This window comes from Mycobacterium sp. (genome assembly GCF_049802695.1).
GTDB lineage: Bacteria > Actinomycetota > Actinomycetes > Mycobacteriales > Mycobacteriaceae > Mycobacterium.
This window is the reverse complement of record NZ_JBARMY010000040.1, coordinates 1-15,943: the sequence shown is the minus strand read 5'-3', so window position 1 is coordinate 15,943 and position 15,943 is coordinate 1. Positions and strand designations below refer to the sequence as shown.

Annotated in this window: 22 protein-coding genes; 6 read left to right on the top strand and 16 right to left on the bottom strand. The window is 61.1% G+C overall.

The window, feature by feature from the left end; all coding sequences use genetic code 11:
• From WA317_RS01565 to WA317_RS01555, 3 genes are all read right to left on the bottom strand, one after another.
• On the bottom strand, positions 1-533 hold a 533-nt coding region (locus tag WA317_RS01565), incomplete at its 3' end, for a hypothetical protein (RefSeq protein ID WP_425171360.1).
• Between the two features lie 51 nt (positions 534-584).
• Positions 585-860, bottom strand: coding sequence for a hypothetical protein (locus tag WA317_RS01560; RefSeq protein ID WP_425171359.1), 276 nt, complete (start codon positions 858-860; stop codon positions 585-587).
• 287 nt (positions 861-1,147) lie between these two features.
• The gene (locus WA317_RS01555) at positions 1,148-1,885 is read right to left on the bottom strand and encodes a hypothetical protein (protein WP_425171358.1); all 738 of its coding nucleotides are present in this window, start codon (positions 1,883-1,885) and stop codon (positions 1,148-1,150) included.
• 183 nt (positions 1,886-2,068) lie between these two features.
• Here WA317_RS01555 and WA317_RS01550 point away from each other — a divergent pair, with 183 nt between their 5' ends.
• Entirely contained in the window at positions 2,069-2,557 is a 489-nt protein-coding gene (locus WA317_RS01550) for a hypothetical protein (protein ID WP_425171357.1), read from the top strand.
• A gap of 171 nt (positions 2,558-2,728) precedes the next feature.
• Here the strand turns inward: WA317_RS01550 and WA317_RS01545 are convergent, their stop codons facing one another.
• The 12 genes from WA317_RS01545 to WA317_RS01490 form a co-directional block, all read right to left on the bottom strand.
• Positions 2,729-3,331 carry a tyrosine-type recombinase/integrase gene (locus tag WA317_RS01545; RefSeq protein WP_425171356.1) on the bottom strand — a complete coding sequence of 201 codons (603 nt, stop codon included), beginning with the start codon at positions 3,329-3,331 and terminating at the stop codon, positions 2,729-2,731.
• 144 nt (positions 3,332-3,475) lie between these two features.
• Positions 3,476-3,703 (bottom strand): hypothetical protein, encoded by a 228-nt coding sequence (locus WA317_RS01540; RefSeq protein ID WP_425171355.1) that lies wholly within the window; start codon positions 3,701-3,703, stop codon positions 3,476-3,478.
• A 264-nt stretch (positions 3,704-3,967) separates the two neighbouring features.
• Positions 3,968-4,264, bottom strand: coding sequence for a hypothetical protein (locus WA317_RS01535; protein WP_425171354.1), 297 nt, complete (start codon positions 4,262-4,264; stop codon positions 3,968-3,970).
• A 179-nt stretch (positions 4,265-4,443) separates the two neighbouring features.
• The gene (locus WA317_RS01530; protein WP_425171353.1) at positions 4,444-5,583 is read right to left on the bottom strand and encodes a DUF3631 domain-containing protein; all 1,140 of its coding nucleotides are present in this window, start codon (positions 5,581-5,583) and stop codon (positions 4,444-4,446) included.
• Between the two features lie 94 nt (positions 5,584-5,677).
• Positions 5,678-5,980, bottom strand: a complete 303-nt coding sequence (locus WA317_RS01525) for a hypothetical protein (protein WP_425171352.1) — start codon at positions 5,978-5,980, stop codon at positions 5,678-5,680.
• Positions 5,981-6,062: 82 nt separating this feature from the next.
• Complete coding sequence (locus WA317_RS01520) at positions 6,063-6,710, bottom strand: hypothetical protein (RefSeq protein ID WP_425171351.1); 648 nt, start codon at positions 6,708-6,710, stop codon at positions 6,063-6,065.
• A gap of 96 nt (positions 6,711-6,806) precedes the next feature.
• A complete protein-coding gene (locus tag WA317_RS01515; protein WP_425171350.1) occupies positions 6,807-7,280 on the bottom strand; it encodes a hypothetical protein in 474 nt (157 codons plus the stop codon).
• Between the two features lie 84 nt (positions 7,281-7,364).
• Entirely contained in the window at positions 7,365-7,598 is a 234-nt protein-coding gene (locus WA317_RS01510) for a hypothetical protein (protein WP_425171349.1), read from the bottom strand.
• 34 nt (positions 7,599-7,632) lie between these two features.
• A complete protein-coding gene (locus WA317_RS01505; RefSeq protein ID WP_425171348.1) occupies positions 7,633-7,917 on the bottom strand; it encodes a hypothetical protein in 285 nt (94 codons plus the stop codon).
• A gap of 105 nt (positions 7,918-8,022) precedes the next feature.
• Positions 8,023-8,307, bottom strand: a complete 285-nt coding sequence (locus WA317_RS01500; protein WP_425171347.1) for a hypothetical protein — start codon at positions 8,305-8,307, stop codon at positions 8,023-8,025.
• Between the two features lie 71 nt (positions 8,308-8,378).
• Entirely contained in the window at positions 8,379-8,609 is a 231-nt protein-coding gene (locus WA317_RS01495; RefSeq protein WP_425171346.1) for a hypothetical protein, read from the bottom strand.
• 2 nt (positions 8,610-8,611) lie between these two features.
• Positions 8,612-8,809, bottom strand: a complete 198-nt coding sequence (locus tag WA317_RS01490) for a hypothetical protein (protein ID WP_425171345.1) — start codon at positions 8,807-8,809, stop codon at positions 8,612-8,614.
• Positions 8,810-9,719: 910 nt separating this feature from the next.
• Between WA317_RS01490 and WA317_RS01485 the strand changes: the two genes are divergently transcribed.
• The 4 genes from WA317_RS01485 to WA317_RS01470 all read left to right on the top strand — a co-directional run bounded on the left by WA317_RS01485 (position 9,720) and on the right by WA317_RS01470 (position 13,004).
• A complete protein-coding gene (locus WA317_RS01485) occupies positions 9,720-10,142 on the top strand; it encodes a hypothetical protein (RefSeq protein ID WP_425171344.1) in 423 nt (140 codons plus the stop codon).
• Between the two features lie 199 nt (positions 10,143-10,341).
• A complete protein-coding gene (locus tag WA317_RS01480) occupies positions 10,342-12,288 on the top strand; it encodes a terminase large subunit domain-containing protein (RefSeq protein ID WP_425171361.1) in 1,947 nt (648 codons plus the stop codon).
• A gap of 21 nt (positions 12,289-12,309) precedes the next feature.
• A complete protein-coding gene (locus tag WA317_RS01475) occupies positions 12,310-12,684 on the top strand; it encodes a hypothetical protein (protein WP_425171343.1) in 375 nt (124 codons plus the stop codon).
• Entirely contained in the window at positions 12,681-13,004 is a 324-nt protein-coding gene (locus WA317_RS01470; RefSeq protein WP_425171342.1) for a hypothetical protein, read from the top strand. The genes WA317_RS01475 and WA317_RS01470 overlap by 4 nt, the downstream gene beginning before the upstream one ends.
• Before the next feature lie 33 nt (positions 13,005-13,037).
• Here WA317_RS01470 and WA317_RS01465 read toward each other — a convergent pair whose 3' ends face one another.
• Entirely contained in the window at positions 13,038-13,439 is a 402-nt protein-coding gene (locus tag WA317_RS01465; RefSeq protein ID WP_425171341.1) for a hypothetical protein, read from the bottom strand.
• A gap of 50 nt (positions 13,440-13,489) precedes the next feature.
• Between WA317_RS01465 and WA317_RS01460 the strand changes: the two genes are divergently transcribed.
• On the top strand, positions 13,490-15,943 hold a 2,454-nt coding region (locus tag WA317_RS01460; protein WP_425171340.1), incomplete at its 3' end, for a hypothetical protein.

Sequence of the window (15,943 nt, the reverse complement as noted above, 5' to 3'; positions counted from 1 at the left end):
AAACGTGCCCGCTCAGCCACCAACTCCGCCCGCAAGGCCTCGCCACCATCCACGATGGCCGCGCCGGGCACCTCGGAAACCATCCGCTCGGCCTGATCGGCCGGCACATCACGAACCTCCAAGACGGTGCCCGCCTCGGGGCCCAGCCGCGGATACCGCATGGATCCACCGCGAGTGTTCCAACCGCCCTGATACACGATCACCCCACCACCGAGATGCACAGTGTCATCACGGCCCGGCCGCCAAGCCAACTGACGACCAGCCGCGCGGAACTCGGGGGTCGTCAGGCCGGGCGGCACAGGGACGCGGACCGTGACAGTCGGACGGTCAGCGTCCGCGCCATCAGTGCCGAACACGTCGCGGGCCAGTTGCCGGACACGAGCCTCGTCGCGCGGATCGAACGTCCACAACTTCCGGGACGCATCCCACCTGCCGCCGATAGAGCGTGCCTGCGCTGGTAGCGCCGGATCGTAGGGCGACTCAAGGGTGACTTCGATATCTGTCGCGCTGATCGAGACTGTGGTCGTGGTCATGCCACCAGTATATGAGGTCAACTCACATGATGTCAACTCATGAAGCCGGCGTCACCGCTCCCCGTTGACAAAGCGACGCTGCGCCTCCAAAGCTGAGGCGTGCGACCGGTCAAAACCCGTACAACCACACACCTCAGCCACCATGCACGCCCGATGGATGCAAACCAGCACCACATCACCCACGACACGCACCAACGGCTGCACGAACCCCTGATCACCCTCCACGATCAGCTCCTCGCAACGCCAACACGGCTCGCCCACCGGAGTAGACACCTGCCGGGCGTCGTCGCAGACAGGTGCATCCCAACGCTCACCGAAAAACTCCACAGCCGGGAACCCTACGCGCGGACGTGCTACAGTCCCGACTGCCCCGCCAGCGCGGGGGTGGTCCGAGACGCGACCTGTACAACACATGTTCCCCGCTCAATGCGGGGGTGGTCCCGGGCGCAAGCTCCACGGGAAGTTGTCTCCGCCAGTTTGCGGGGTGCAAGACTCAGCGCCGCAAGGCGAGGATCGCAACGCTAGCTAGCTCCTGAACAACAGAACGGCACCGACCTCGCATCCCGAGGTCGGTGCCGCCGTCGCTCAAGCGTCGACCGTAGACCGACACCGACTCACTGCCGCCACTCCCCGTTCTCCTGGTCGCCATGCTCGATCCAGTAGGCGTCGGTCGTCTGGCCAGGTTTGCGGGCCGGGTAGATGGTCAGGCCGGTTTCTGGGTCCACGTAACGTCCGCCACCGAATCGAACAACAGCCACCGGTGCGCGCTCACGTTGTACGATCAAACCACGCGCAACCGCCAACGCAACACCAGCAGCGTCAAACAGATAAACCCGATCACCAGACGGCCTCACCCAACAGCCATTCTGAATCTCAGGGTCCGTGCCTGTAGTCCGCATGTGCTCAGCCAGCCCGCTAACCCGCTCCGCCCACTCCGTCCACTGCCGCTCATAACCATGACTCATCCTCAACAACAGATCATAAGTCTCACGATCCCTCTCGGTGAGCTGCTCATAAATACCCATAAGCCGCATACGCGCATCCGCCACCGGCGACAAATGGATATGGCAACCCCAACCCTGCACGTGACCAACATCGTCCAAATACAACACCCGCAACGCCGAATACGTACTCGGCTTAGGCTTATTCCAAACCTCACCCGCCGCCTTAGGATTCGTAGTCTGCGACACCATCCGCTGCTGACCCTTACCGGCACCCTTACAGCCCGACTCGATCCAATAACGAATCTTGCAACGCAAACGAACCCCATAAGGATAATCGTCGACAACATAAGCCGTGTCCGGGCCAACATGCCCCAACAAAACCCTCACACGACTAACAGCCTCACTCATCGCATTCTCCCTTGACTCCACAGTGCGCTTAGGCCGGACAGCCACCGGAAACGCTCAGCACCAATCTGAGCGCCCCGGAATAAATGACCGGACAAAACAGAACCCCTCAAACCCCTCCTCAACTTGTGACCCAACTCACCACAAAGCAACATAGTGCAATCTCGCAGCAAGAAGGACATTGCCGTGGACATCATGGAACGAAGCGCCCGCGAAGCACTCATCATCGAACGCCGCACACAACGAGTCAGCTTCCCCAAAATCGGCGCCGAACTCGGCATCACCCACCAACGCGTCCAGCAGATATTCCAGACAGCCCGCGACCGCATCCCAGCCGCCCGCCTCGCTGACCTGCGCGCGGAGGAATCTGAGCTGCTGGACCAGGCCATCGCCGGCCTCCTCGTCATCGCCACAGGCGGCAAGTCCGAACACGCCCGAGTTGAAGCGTGGCGGGCGATTATCGCCGCGTCCGAGTCGAAACGCAAACTGTTCGGCGCCGACGCTCCTGTCCGCCGGGAGGTTACCGTGCTCACGGAAAGCGTGGTCGATGCGGCTTTGCGGAAGATCAACGACGAACACGCCGCCCTCGTCGCCCAAGCCGTCGCGGCTGGTGTGGACGTGTCAGAGACGCTGACCGAAGCTCCCGAGGAAACCCGGGAGCTGGTCGACGCCTAGCCATTGCAGAATCTCGGCGTATTCGTCTTGAGTCACGTACAGCGTACCGAACGTGACTGCGTGCTGTCTCGCATGTGAGCCGTTGTCGCAGTAGCAGCTGCTGGCAACGGTGAGTCTCTCAAACACTTCCGGGATGTCATACATGTGAACTCCCAACCTCGTTCTCGGGGGTCATAGTGCGCTCCTACGTTCGCGAATCGTGGCGATCCGTGCTGTTGGCGAGATGTGGTTGAGGTAGATCGCGGTGGTGCTGAGATTCCTGTGTCCGAGCTGTTGCTGAATAGCGGACACGGCGAGTCCGTCGCGTTCCAATTCGGCTGCGTGGGTGTGTCGTAGACCGTGCGGGTGGACACGCTTGTCGATGACCACACGGTCTGCCATGCGCTTGAGCATAGCCCGAACGTAGCGCGGTGACAGAGCGGTACCATTTAGCGTGCAGAACAGCACACGGCCCTTGATGCCGAGGCCACGTCGGGTGTCTATCCACCGTGCGACGTGCAGGAGCGCGCCCTCGTCGATGCCGGCGAGTCGCGCCTTGTCGCCCTTGCCGTGCAGGATCCGGATACTGGCCGCGTCGGTGTCCACATCGGACGGTTTGAGCGCGAGTGTTTCAGCGACCCGCAGACCAGCGCCGTACATGACGGCGATCAGCGCGCGGTTACGCACGCCGGTCGGGGCTCGTTTCGACGGGGCGAGTAGTAGCCGCCGCGCTTCGTCTGGGTTGAGTATTTCGGCCGGGAAGGTCATTCCGCGGTGAGTTGGCGGAGCGCTCATAGCTAGTTGATCTCCGTTGTCGTAGAGTACCGAATCGCTAGGCTATCGGTACTATATCGCACACCTGCCAAGGTCAGAACGCTGGACACGTGAAAAGCGGTACTCAATGGGCGAAACCCGCAGGTAAACGATTCATGGTCATGGTCAGCTCGCAACCGTGTCGAGCGACTCCAACACGTTTTTCGTCTCGTCGTCGACTAGCTCAAGGATGTATGCGGTGCCGGGTTCGCAGCCTAGGTCTGCTGCTGACAGGCTGATCGAGTCGAGAGACTCGCCGCGCCATTCGTCGGTTCCGTCGTCGATGTGTTCGCCGGTGTTCGGGACCCGGATGCGGATCATGGTGGTCATGTCGATTGCCTCTCTCGGTGTCATGGCGTATCTACCTCGGACTCGAAAGCGTCCGGGGTGTTCTCGTAAGCCTCGTATGGCTCAAAGCCGGCCTGCCGTAGGCGGAGACGCAACATCTCTATTGCCGACTCGGCCGACTCGGCCTCAACTAGTTCGACGACCGCCATACGGACGTTGTAAGTCCTGTTTGCCACTTCAGGTCAGCCTCTCTCGGTGTTGTGGTCAAGCGACCCGCGGCCGGTACCTGATTGCCCAGATACCGCCCGCTAGTGGCTAGATCTACTGCTCCTACTGCCCGTCCTCGGTTCGGGACATGACCGTCTCGAGGATGGCCGCGAACATTTCGGGGGCGATGTTGTTGAGGTCTATAGAGCCGGTTTCAACGGTGTAGTCGCTCTCTCCGTAGCGGCTCTCCCGTCGTTCCCGGATCACGAGCCGTAGCTCGGTTTGGTAGTCCATGACCCGAAGTTCTAGTGGGCCGTCGCCGTGGAGCCGGTAGCTCCAGCGGCTGGTCTGCGTGAAGCCTTGGCTGCCTGCGTGGTCAATGCAGGCCGTGATCCAGTCGTCGTACTTGGTTGCGGACATTTTGATCTTCCTCCGTCATTCAAGTTGTCACGCAAACGGTGCTCTGCCGCCTACGCGTTACAGCGATTTAGTTCACGGGTTGCGTGACAAGGCGACCTGCGGGAACGCCGAGGTCATCGACGTTCCCAACAGCCAGAACGGCCCTGCGCCGCCATTTCCAGGCGACGCAAGGGCACGCGCTAGCTCGCGCATAAGGTTGATTGGTTGGCTAGGTTGGTTGGTTGGCTAGGTTGGCAACCAAGGTCGCCACGGTCGTAACCCCACACCTGGTCACCCTCATGGGTGCGGCGAACGTGGATGATCCCGAACACCGCCAGTGCCCGCGACAGGCCCATCGTGGCAGCCCGCGGCGAGTGCCACTCACCCATGATCGACGCCTGTTGAGGTAGATCTTCCAGCCGATCCAGGATCGTGGTCGTCGGCACAAAGCCTTCCGAGTCAAGGACCGTTGCCTGCACGCAGGCAAGCAGCTCCTCCGCGGGGCTCACGCTGGGCGTCTCGTCTTCCCACTCGCCGAGGACGAACGCACGCGCGGCAGCCTCACAACGAGCCGGCCAGTCGCCGCCCAGGTGCGCGGCAATCTGGAACAACACAGTCCAAATCTCTTCCGCGCGGTTGGCGATACGTGCTGGCATGAGCCCGTCAACTGGCACACCGAGAACGGTGTGCGCGTTCACCAGGCCCCACCGCTTGATGCGCCGCATAAGATCACGCAAGCGAGGATTGTGCCGTTCAGGGTTGAACCGGTCGACGTAGAAGGTCGGCGGCTTCTCGTCCAGAATGATGCTGATAGACCGTGAGCGCAACGTGTCGAACCGGTCCGACGTCAAGAACAGGTTAGCATTCTTCCCGTTCATCACGACCGGACCGTGACAGTTCATCCGCTCAGACTCGTCGCCACGCTGCCGGGTCACGCACGTACCAGCCTCGTAACCGCCGTTCAGAATCGCCCGCATCGAGTCCCGGCCGCTACCGCGACCAAAATAGGTGTCGATCTCGTCAAACCCGAGCGTGGCCAAGTCCTCGTTCAGCATGGTTGTGACGCTGGGCGGCGTCGGTTCGAGAATCATCTCACCGTTATGCGACATGCGAGTCGTGAGCTTGGTAGCCAACGACTTACCGCACCCCGCGGTCTTGGAGCCGAAGTAGAGCCGCGGCGTGATGTAGGGCAGAAACACGCCCTCCGCGCTACGTAGGTGGGTGTGCATTACCCACAAGGTGGGGACGGTGAAGCTGTGATCGTTCGGCATATACATGAACTGCCGGTAGATTTGCTCCACCTCACTTGCTAGCAACTGGTCAGGCGTGAGCTGCTTCACCGCTGGTCCTTCTCTCCTGGTGATCTCGGCCGGACGGCCGCCAGGTGCGCTCACACATCCGCGTGAGCACCCTGGGTGTTACGTCCGCACGCGGTCAGACAGGCCTCATGTCGGTCACGCGATCATTCTTGGTGACGGTGAACTCGACGTCCTGATCAACGAGCCGGTCGGAACTGCGACCGGTGTAGTTGCTGATCGAGTAGCCGATCGACCCGTCTGACTCCGTGAGGTAGACGCCAGCGCTGGTCACGAGCGACCACGTCGGATTACCTTTACGGGACGTTCCCTTACGGGTCGCGCTGAGGAACGTAGCGATGAAAGTGCGAGACTTCGGGCTAGACATGATCAGTTCTCCTCCTCTTTCAGCTAGCAACTGGTCAGGCGTGAGCTGCTTCACCGCTGGTCCTTCTCTCTTGAGATGTGCGGTCGGCCGGACGGCCGCCAAGTGGGCACAGATTGCGTGCTGTGCCCCTTGGGTGTTACGTCCGGTCAGTGCAAGCGTCGAACGCTTCCAGCGCAGCCTTTTCGGCGTACTCGTGCCCGATCAGCGCCCACAGGCTGTCAACCTGCTCCCACTGCTCGCCGGCGTGCACCGCGTGACACTCAGGGTGAGCGGCGGGCGCCTGCCGTTCGACCACGTAGCCGTACACCTCGCCGGTGGCCCATCGGGCGTACTCCTGCACGTCGACGGTGAGCGCCTCGACCATGTGACCTTCCGGGATGCCTTCCCGGGTGGATGGCTGGTCGAACGTCACCCCGACGTAATCACCAGCGTCAGGGGTGTCGTCCACGTTGCCAACTGACAAGCCGCTACTAGCGTCGTAGAGCGGCAGCACCACGGTTGCGCCGTGGCACATCCGCAGCCACCGCGCGACCGCACGGAATGACCGACCCTCGTGGTGTAGACCGAACGAATCCTCATCGCGGAATGCGAAGCCGACCTCTTGCGCGCTCACGTTGTCGCCATCCTCAGAAGGCCACAAGTAGTCGCGGTCCGGCCGGCACACGATCATCCCGGCGTTGCCGTCGTAGTCGCGCGGTGATTCCGCGTCCTCATCCGGGAGCAGATACACCCGGTACTTGACCCCATCAACCTCGCGGGTGTCGAGCACGTCAACATCAGCCATGATCATTCTCCCTAGGTGATCGCGGCCGGACGGCCGCCGAACGGGCACAGAGTGTGCTGTGCCCGTCGGATCAAACGTCCGGACGTTCAGGGCTGGTCAGCCGATCCGGTAGGTGCCGGGGTTCAGCTCGGTCAGCTTCATGTGCGGCGCGCCGTGGCTCGGGTGCGGCACGCGCATCATCAGGTATCCGTCACGGTGCATCCACACGGTGAACGCGAAACCACCGCGCGGGTCCCCAACGCTGATCATGGCCTCCACCTCGGAACCGTTCACGGTGATGCGTGCGGAGTTGAGCCACCGCGAGGGGTGCCTCAGTTCATCGGCAGCGACATCGTGCCCGTGGTCGGCCTCGGTGCAGATGTCATCGCCGAAGTCGATGTCTTTCCACGGGGCATGATCGCCCTCGCGCGTGATGTACAAACCGCAGTGCCGGCACGTGTAAGTCTGCTCGTCGCTGTTCGCGTTGTCCTCGTATTCGATGCGCACGGTCGGGTCATCCTCGGCGGCGAATCGCCGACGCTCGACACCGTCAACCGTCTCGCTGATCTCCATCGTAGCTAATTGCTGCATCACGGTCTCTCTCTCCGGTAGAAACTGACCTAGCGGTCAGCGGCTGACACCCTCACACTGGATGCCACCCGCAAAGCGGCTAGCTCACTCGTTGAACAGCAGCAACGGGGGAACCGATGCGGGGTAGTTCGCGTCCTCGGTGTGAGCGTCGCGCTCCGCAAGTCGGGCAATGGCTTCCCAAATCTCGTTATCATCCCACGTGCCAGGGTCGTACTCACTGGCGTAGTCGGCTACCTCGCTGTACAGCTCATCGGCGTCGACCGCGTCAAGAGGCTCAACACCCCGCGTGGCTAGGCCGGGGCGATATGCGGTATTCATGTCGGCGCCTCCGTTGGGGTAGGTCGGGTTCTACTCAGGACTTGCAATGCCAGTCCGGATTGAGCCTGACCGTGAGCACGCAGGACACGGTCAGGTCCGTTACCGGGTCACGCAGCTGGGCTGACGTAAGCGCCGCGGTCATGAAATCATTTTCACTCAACATTACTTCAGCGAACGATGCAGCGTGAGCAACGTCGGGGAATTCGATATCCCAAGCGCCGGATGCATCATCACCGTGAAATGCGGCTTTATACGACGGCGTGATCCGCGTGACGAATTCGAGCGCCGTGATCGGATCATCTGCGGGTAGGTGGGCCATTAGGGCATGTCCGTTCAGGTCGGTTCGGTTAAGGGTCAACGTGTCTCGGCGTGGAATCGAACCGCGCTAGCCCCTACGGGCCAACCCAATCGAGACGATCTTGCTTCAGCTCACCCGGGTAACGGTCGCGCCGTTGACCCGATCGGCGGGAACCATGAGGCTAGCCCGGTAACGGTCACCACCGTCGCCATTCCCGCACGCGTCGCATGACGACCAGGAAAACCCAAGCTCTTCCCCACCGTAGGTGAGGTACTGCGCCTGGTCGCCGAAAGTGGTTTCCCATCCGGCGCGCGCGACGTCGGCAGCGTCGGTACCATCGTTGAACTCGCCATTGGCGATCAGGTGTATGCACACCGTGCACACGTCCAGTTCAGTGATCTCATACTCCATGATCCACTCGCTCCCTCTGCTGTTCTGATGACCAACACCGGCGCCGTGTCACTCGGCGCCCATGCAAGCGGTCAGACAAGCCAGCGTGCACTCTGCACGATCCGGCGCATGAACATGTCCCTCTTGCGCTTCAGATCCTCAACCTCAGCGGAGATCGCCGGTAGTGCGCCGGGTTGAGCCCACCGTGCATCGTCGGTCAGGACAGCACCGACCTGAGCGTCTACGGCATCGTAGGCGGCAAGCAGCTCAACCAGCCGATCCTCAGTCCGCCAGTCGACGGCGGGGTTGTATGCGGTAGTCATGATCAGTTCTGCTTCCATGCCGCAGGTGGGAAGCACCCGCGGGCGATCCACCCGTCAAGCGCAATGACCAGCTCGCTCAGGCGGACCGCAAGGGCCGGCACATCGCCTATCGCCGGAGACTCACCCTCGGGCCAATCCGCAATGCCGATCAACTCGCGCGAGATGCGAAGCTGCTCCTCGAGGTTTGCATTAGGGTCCATAGCGCACATCCGTTCTGGTCGAGGTTCGGTTAGGTCTGAGTAACCTCCGGCTGCGCACGCGTGTCGCCACCCGTGTACGCTGGACTGCTACTCAGCAGTCGTTTGAATCTACGAATTTTCTCCCTCCCCTGTGACGGGACCAGGAGCGCGCAACTCGGCGGGTCGCTTACGGCTTAGCTACCGGTTGACGCGGCGCCTCTCAGGTCGGGCGCGGACTATGGAGTTTTCAAAGGTGGACTCGACGTCCAAGATCATTCTCAGGCGAGCTGAGGATGATCTTCGCCGTCAGTTCAGTCGCCGATTGAATGAAACTCGCGGTGTCCACATTGACACGACACTGCGTTGCCCCACGCTTCCCGTGTCCAGGTCAGTTCCGCGCCGCCGCACTTCGGGCAGGCGGGCACGGCTTCGGCGATCGTGGGACCGCCAGGCGCGCAGAACAGTGCGCCGTTGTCCAGGTGGTGAGTCGGCCGCGTTCCGTGAAGGTGGAAACCGACTGGACGCGCACAGTGCCGGCAGGGACCAGACTCGATCAGCGTGCCGGGGTTGTGAGGGGCAAGCATGATCCACTCCTCGCGCGTGCTAGGCGCGAGGGCCGGCGCGCGCGAAGGGGCCGCGGGGCGGGGGGTGATCGTTTTGGTCATGACCAAAGTCTAGTCGACCCACGTGGGCAGGGCTATAGACCAAACGGGTGATAGTCGACCCTTAGTTGATCAATGCAAGATCGTTACCTAACTGTGATATTGATCTTGCTGCAAGATCGTTACCTAACTGTGATGTTAGTTCAGCTAACTACCCCCCCTAATTAGCCTTGCTAACAACCTCGGGGCAAGGGTTTACCCCTTGTTCGTGTTTTTTTGCGACCCGCGCCCCATTGACTAGCCCACACCACGTGGTGTAGCTTTACGGTATGACGACAGTGAATTTCACTACTACGACTCCTCGCAGGAACCGCGTTTCGATTGAGCTACCCATTGATCTTGTTGAGCGGGTGAATGGCTTCGCGGAGATGAACGGCATTGACGCCTCTGAACTGTGGTTCCACTGGCTTGTGACGGCTGGCCGTATGGTGTGCCAGGGGCACGGTCACCGGCTGCCTCAGGTGCCTTTGCAGGGGTCGGTACGGCGTCTTCCGCCCGGCACTCTCGGCAAGGTGAAGGTCGTGCGGTTTTATCTAGGTAAGCAAGTTGTCGCTCGGATCGTCGCTTTGTTTGAGGCGGCTGGGACGTCGGCGCCGGCGGTGTTAATGGAGGCGGCGCGGGCGTTGGACGCGGCTGAGGGTGATTTGTTCCGGATGGAGTGGCCGCCGGTGGAAGTTTCGACGCCGCACTGAATTTTTTTTGGCACAGCTGAAGGCCGGTTGGGTTTCGACCTCACCGGCCTTTGTTGTGTGCGTTTGAAGTTGTTGAAGTTGTTCAGCGCCGATCGGGATCACCCACCTCTCTAGTCATCGCCAAAAGGGGGGTGCCGTGAAGGATCCGAACCCTGAGTTGGTGGAGGTTCCCCCGGAGAAGTTGCGGAAGCTGCGGGAGATGCAGGCGGAGACGGCGCGGATGGAGCGTCTGATCGCGGCGAAGGCGCCGCCGAGGCCGCGTCCGTGGCATCAGGCGGCCCGTCCGGAGCAGCTGCCCCCGGCAGGCGATTGGAACATCTGGTTGGTGTGTGGGGGCCGGGGCTGTGTGGCCGCCGGTACGCGCGTCTACATGCCGGACACGGACACGCACGAGCCCATCGAAGCTCTCGCCGAGGCCGGGCGGCCGGTGGCGGTGTTGGCGTTGACTCCGGGTGGTCCGTCTCCGGTGCGGACCGCTGGTGCGCCTTTCTTGAAGGGCTACGCCGAGTTGTTCGAGGTGACGTGTGCCGACGGTAGTCGGGTCACTGTCACCGATCAGCATCGGTTTTTGACTCCGCGAGGATGGCTGCGACTCGCTGATGTGCGCGTTGGACAGCTTCTTGCCGCAGGCGCTCCCGAACCTCAGGTGGCAGCTTCGGGCGACCTGTGCGAGTCGCGCGGAGGTGTTCGCCGAGGGAGTACCCTTGCCGATACATCTCGGCCATCTCGTCTGCGGTCAGGGATGCGAGAGCGCCTTGGCGGTACGGCGAACGAATCTCACTTATCGGCAGAGCCGTCCTCTTTGTCACATGTGGATGATATCAGGTGGGCGTGCGTGGAGCATGTTTCGCCAGCGGGTTACGGCGCTTTCTATGATATGCACGTGCCTGGTTGGAACAATTACGCCGCCGAGGGTCTGTGGCATCACAACTCGGGGAAGACTCGTTTGGGGTCTGAGTGGATCGCGGAGCAGGCCGCGCGTAATGCGGGTACTTCGTGGGCGATTGTGGGCCCGACGTGGCGTGCTGTTCAGACGGTGTGTATTCAGGGTGATTCGGGCGTGGAGAGGGTTTTCCTGCCTGGCGAGTTTGATTCGATCAACTTGTCGAATTTGGAGGTTCGGCTTACTAATGGGTCCCGGATTTTGGGGTTCCCGGCTGAACGTCCGGATCGGCTTCGTGGGGCGAACCTTTCGGGTGCGTGGATCGACGAGTTGTGCACGATGCCGAAGGTGTGGGATTTGTTTTATGAGGCGTTGATGCCTGCGCTTCGTATCGGCGAGAATCCGCGTGTTTTGATTACTACCACTCCACGGCCGATTCCGTTGTTGAAGGAACTTTTGGGCCGCGATGATGGTTCTGTCGCGGTGGTTCGCACGAAGATGTCGGATAATGCCGCGAACTTGTCGAAGCGTGCTTTGGCGGATTTGACGGCGAGGCATGCGGGTACTCGGATTGGCCGCCAGGAGTTGGATGGCGAGCTAATTGAGGATCTTGATGGTGCTTTGTGGAATCGGCGGTCGCTGGAGGATACGCGTGTTTTGAAGGTCGCTGATGTTCCTCCGTTGGCGCGGGTTGTTGTGGGTGTGGACCCGGCTGTGACGTCTGGCGAGAAGGCCGATGATACGGGTATTGTGGTTGCTGGTCGTTCTCATGACGGGCATTTGTATGTTCTTGAGGATTGTACGTTGAAAGGCACTCCGCATCAGTGTATGTCGCGGGCTGTGTCGGCGTATCACCGTTGGCATGCGGACCGTATTGTTGGTGAGGTCAACAATGGCGGCGACTATATTGGTACTGTGTTGCGTTCGGTTGATTCGAATGTTGCTTATTCCACGGTGCATGCGACGCGGGGGAAGATTGTGCGTGCGGAGCCGATTTCGGCGTTGTGGGAGCAGGGGCGCGGCCACATTGTTGGAATGTTGCCGACGCTTGAGGATCAGATGTGCGCTTACACCGCGGATACGCAGGAAAGTCCGGATAATTTAGATGCGATGGTTTGGACGGCGACTGAGTTGAATGTGGGTGCGTCGGCGATGATTTATTTGTCGGCGATTTCGACGATGTGTGGCGAGTGTGGAATGTTGAATCGTCGTAAGGCGACGGTGTGTCGTGGTTGCGGCGCGGGGTTGGATGCGGCCGCGTGAGTTGTCTAGTGAGGGATGCGCATGTTTGAGCGGTACACGGATCAGGTGCTGCAAATGCTGAGTGCTGACCGGCAGCGTCTCGAGGAGGCGCGGTGTGCGTCGACCTACCGGGAGGTATCCGCGGTGGTGGATGATTTCCCGCATGTTCGTATTTCGAATGACAGCCGTTTGGCGTGGCGGACGAAGATCGAGTTGGGTGGTGTGGACATTTCCCGGTGGGTGTACCGGTATGAGGTGGGCGCTTCCCTGAAGGATTTGAACACCATCAAGCTTGAACTTTTCGCCGGCTCCCTGGATATCGACGAGCCTGTTTTGGATGAACTTGATTTGGGTCCGGTGATGGTGGGTTTGTTGCGTAGGCACGGCTGGACACCGCCGTCTGAGGCGACGGCGTGATCGGCGAGGAGTCGACCCGCTGGGTGGTGGAGGTCCTGGAGGAGACGGCCGGCAGGGTCAGGGAGCAGGGGCTCGTCGACTTCAACGTTGTTCGCAGCGCGGAGGTTGAGGAGTACGGCCCGGTTGAGGCTAATGGCGCGTTGTGGCGTAACCGCCGCCCGACGGGCCGTCAGACGATCACGATGCGACTGACCGTCGAGTCTCACGAGTGTCGGGAGGCTTCTTGTGGTGAGCGCAGGCACTATCTCGACGAGATGGTCACTGAGGCTGGCGAGCATCACCTGTACGCCGACACAGCGGTGCCGCGGCCAACTCGGTAGGTCGACGGCCTAGCTGTGTGACGCTTCGTAGCGTCAACCGCAAGGGTCAGGCGGAACCGACTGAGTCAGCCCATTCTGCGCCCTCAGTTCGGTGATCCGTGCGCGTAGTTTGTCCGACAGATACTCGGAGATCGTGTCCGCGTCCGCCCACGCGTCCGCCCAACCCTCCAGTTCGTCGATCCGCGCGGCATGGTCGATGTGTACCGTCACCGGGTTGGTCGGGTTGTTCAGCCCCATCATTGTCCGCGCAATCGAGGATGCGGCCGGGTATTCGTCTAGGTCGATAGCTAGGTCGAGCAATGCGTCACTGAGGTTCCTCAAATGAAGACCATCGTCGTTGAGGTTTCGCATCTCGTGTAGCCGCCGTTTAGCTTCCGCACGCACCATCTCGTTGAACGCCTTGCGCTGGGACCGGGACCGCTTTGACGGGTTCATGCCGCCGCATCTTACTGCCCACTAGAAATCAAGGAAGATGGGGTGAGCCCGTGTCACGTCGTCGTCGCCCCGCCCAGGTCGCACCGCAAGGTCCGGATGTTCGGCAGGTCATCCGCGAGGAGCTGACTAAAGCGTTGGCGTTGCCTGCCGGCGCTACCGCGACCAACATCACCGCCGGCTATCTTCAGGCGCTGCAGCGGGCTGGGAGCCCCCAGATTTCCGGGAACGCCGCTTTGCCCCGGGACCCCTACAATAATCTTCCGTTCGGTCCTGGTGAGCCGCTGTTCTCTGCGCCGATTTCGCCGCTGCTTCCGTCGGGGCGTCCGGCGCCGAGGCAGTGGCAGTACGATCCTAGTTGGAACCTTCAAACCACTACTACCCGCAGTGTGCCGTGGTCGATCCTGCGGGATGCCGCCGACCAGGTGTCGGTGATGCGGACGTGTATTCAGGTGTGCAAGTCCGCACTCACCGGGTTGGAGTGGAGTTTCTCGATCGACTCTGGGCGTGCTCGTGCCCTGGCGAAACGGTCAGGTACTTCAAACCATCAGGTCATCGCCGACTTGCAGGATAAATACGCGGACGATATTGACCGGTTGCATCAGTGGTGGACTCGCCCGGCGCGGGGTTGGACGTTCACCGAATGGCTGGGCGCCGTGTTGGAAGACGAGATCGTGTTGGATGCGGTTGCGCTCTATCCGAGGTTGTCGCTCGGCGGCGACCTGCTGGCGATGGAGACGGTGGATTCTTCGTGCTACTCGGACGATACCGAGGTGCTCACTCAGCGCGGCTGGTTGCCGCTCTCGCGGGTGGATATCGCTACGGACGAGTTCGCCACCCGCAACCAGAAGACCAAAGCGTTCGAGTGGCAGCAGGCCACCTACTATCACCAGGCACGATTCACGGGCGAACTATGCCATTTCCGGTCGCGTTCGGTGGACCTGTTGGTCACCCCGAACCACCGGATGGTGATTGAGGGACTCCCGCGTTCTCTCGGCGGTTCCCGTCACCGTGCACGGGGCGAGGTTATCGTCACTGCCGCGCGGTTGGCGGAACTCGGCAAGAGTGGTGGTCGCCGCATCCCCATGACCTCCCTGTGGGAGGCGCCGGACTTGGAGCGGTTCGAGCTGGCGGCGAACGGGCACACGAACTCGATGCCGTTCGCCTGCACCGGCGACGACTTCGCCGCGTTCATGGGCATGTACTTGTCCGAGGGCTGCTACAGCAACGGCGATCAGGTAGCAATCACGCAGGCTCCGAAGTCGAAAGGCTTCGTGCCTTTTCGGGAACTCCTGGAACACATCTTCGGCCGCAAGGCGTGTCACACCGGCAAGAGCTTCATCATCGGACGCAAGGTGTTGCACGACTACCTTGCGGCGTTCGGCAAGTCGCACGAGAAGTATGTGCCGGAGATCGTCAAGGGAATGTCTGCGCGCCAGTTGGCGATCTTCTGGCGGTTTTACATGCTCGGCGACGGCCATTACGGCGTGACTGAGACCATCACTACGGTCAGTCCGCGCATGGCTGACGATCTACAGGAGATCGCCCAGAAGATGGGGTTCTCCGCGAGCATCCGCAGCGACCACGACACGACTGACACCGTTATGGCCAGCGGGCGCGTTATCAAGGGCGCGAACAAGCGACGCCGCTACGTCATCGCACTCTCGCGCAGCACGTACCGTAGCTGGAATGTCGAGAAAGTCGATTACGACGGCGATGTGTTCTGCGTCAGCGTGCCGAATGAGGTGCTCTACGTTCGCCGCAACGGTAAGCCCGCTTGGTGCGGAAACACCATCAAGCCGTTGTTGGATAACCGGGGTGCTACACCTATCCCACCTATGGCCGCTTACCAGCAGATCCTTTGGGGGTTCCCGCGCGGAGACTATTCGGCCTCACCGCTTGATGAGATTGACGGCGAGTATGCGGATTCAGTGTATGGGCCGGTCACTTTTCAGGGCGCACGCACCGACACGTTGATCTATAAGGTCCGTAACCGTCGTACTAGAGGTCCTTATGGCTACTCCTGCGTAGAGCAGGCTTTGACTGATATCGATTTGTGGTTGAAGCGTTTTGATTGGCTAAAAAGCGAGTACACGGCGGGTGTTACGCCGGAAATGATCGTCGGGGTCGACGCGAACATGTCCCCGGAACAACTTCGCCAATACGAGGCTGTTTTTAACGACGACCTGTCCGGCCGTACAGCCGAGCGGCATCGTGCCCAGTTCCTGCCGGCTGGGTTCACGCCGAGTTTCCCGCAGGGGCACGACGCGAAGTTCACGTCAGATTTCGATTTGCATATCATCCGCCTGATTTGCGCCGCATGCGACGTGTTGCCCACCAGCATCGGGTTCACCCCGAACCATGGTATGGGCGGTATGGGTGGGCAGGGACACCAGCAGGGGGAACAGGACAGTCAGCTGGAGCGGGGTACGAAACCCCGCGCGAAGTGGATCGTCGACCTGATCAACGAGATTTCGGTGAACTACCTGGGGATGCCACCCGAGGTT

Coding starts and splice junctions, on each gene's coding strand:
- WA317_RS01555 (WP_425171358.1), bottom strand. CDS start 1,885: ATGAGTGAGGCTGTTAGTCGTGTGAGGGTTTTGTTGGGGCATGTTGGC.
- WA317_RS01545 (WP_425171356.1), bottom strand. CDS start 3,331: ATGAGCGCTCCGCCAACTCACCGCGGAATGACCTTCCCGGCCGAAATA.
- WA317_RS01540 (WP_425171355.1), bottom strand. CDS start 3,703: ATGACACCGAGAGAGGCAATCGACATGACCACCATGATCCGCATCCGG.
- WA317_RS01535 (WP_425171354.1), bottom strand. CDS start 4,264: ATGTCCGCAACCAAGTACGACGACTGGATCACGGCCTGCATTGACCAC.
- WA317_RS01520 (WP_425171351.1), bottom strand. CDS start 6,710: ATGGCTGATGTTGACGTGCTCGACACCCGCGAGGTTGATGGGGTCAAG.
- WA317_RS01515 (WP_425171350.1), bottom strand. CDS start 7,280: ATGCAGCAATTAGCTACGATGGAGATCAGCGAGACGGTTGACGGTGTC.
- WA317_RS01510 (WP_425171349.1), bottom strand. CDS start 7,598: ATGAATACCGCATATCGCCCCGGCCTAGCCACGCGGGGTGTTGAGCCT.
- WA317_RS01505 (WP_425171348.1), bottom strand. CDS start 7,917: ATGGCCCACCTACCCGCAGATGATCCGATCACGGCGCTCGAATTCGTC.
- WA317_RS01500 (WP_425171347.1), bottom strand. CDS start 8,307: ATGGAGTATGAGATCACTGAACTGGACGTGTGCACGGTGTGCATACAC.
- WA317_RS01495 (WP_425171346.1), bottom strand. CDS start 8,609: ATGACTACCGCATACAACCCCGCCGTCGACTGGCGGACTGAGGATCGG.
- WA317_RS01490 (WP_425171345.1), bottom strand. CDS start 8,809: ATGGACCCTAATGCAAACCTCGAGGAGCAGCTTCGCATCTCGCGCGAG.
- WA317_RS01485 (WP_425171344.1), top strand. CDS start 9,720: ATGACGACAGTGAATTTCACTACTACGACTCCTCGCAGGAACCGCGTT.
- WA317_RS01480 (WP_425171361.1), top strand. CDS start 10,342: ATGCAGGCGGAGACGGCGCGGATGGAGCGTCTGATCGCGGCGAAGGCG.
- WA317_RS01475 (WP_425171343.1), top strand. CDS start 12,310: ATGTTTGAGCGGTACACGGATCAGGTGCTGCAAATGCTGAGTGCTGAC.
- WA317_RS01465 (WP_425171341.1), bottom strand. CDS start 13,439: ATGAACCCGTCAAAGCGGTCCCGGTCCCAGCGCAAGGCGTTCAACGAG.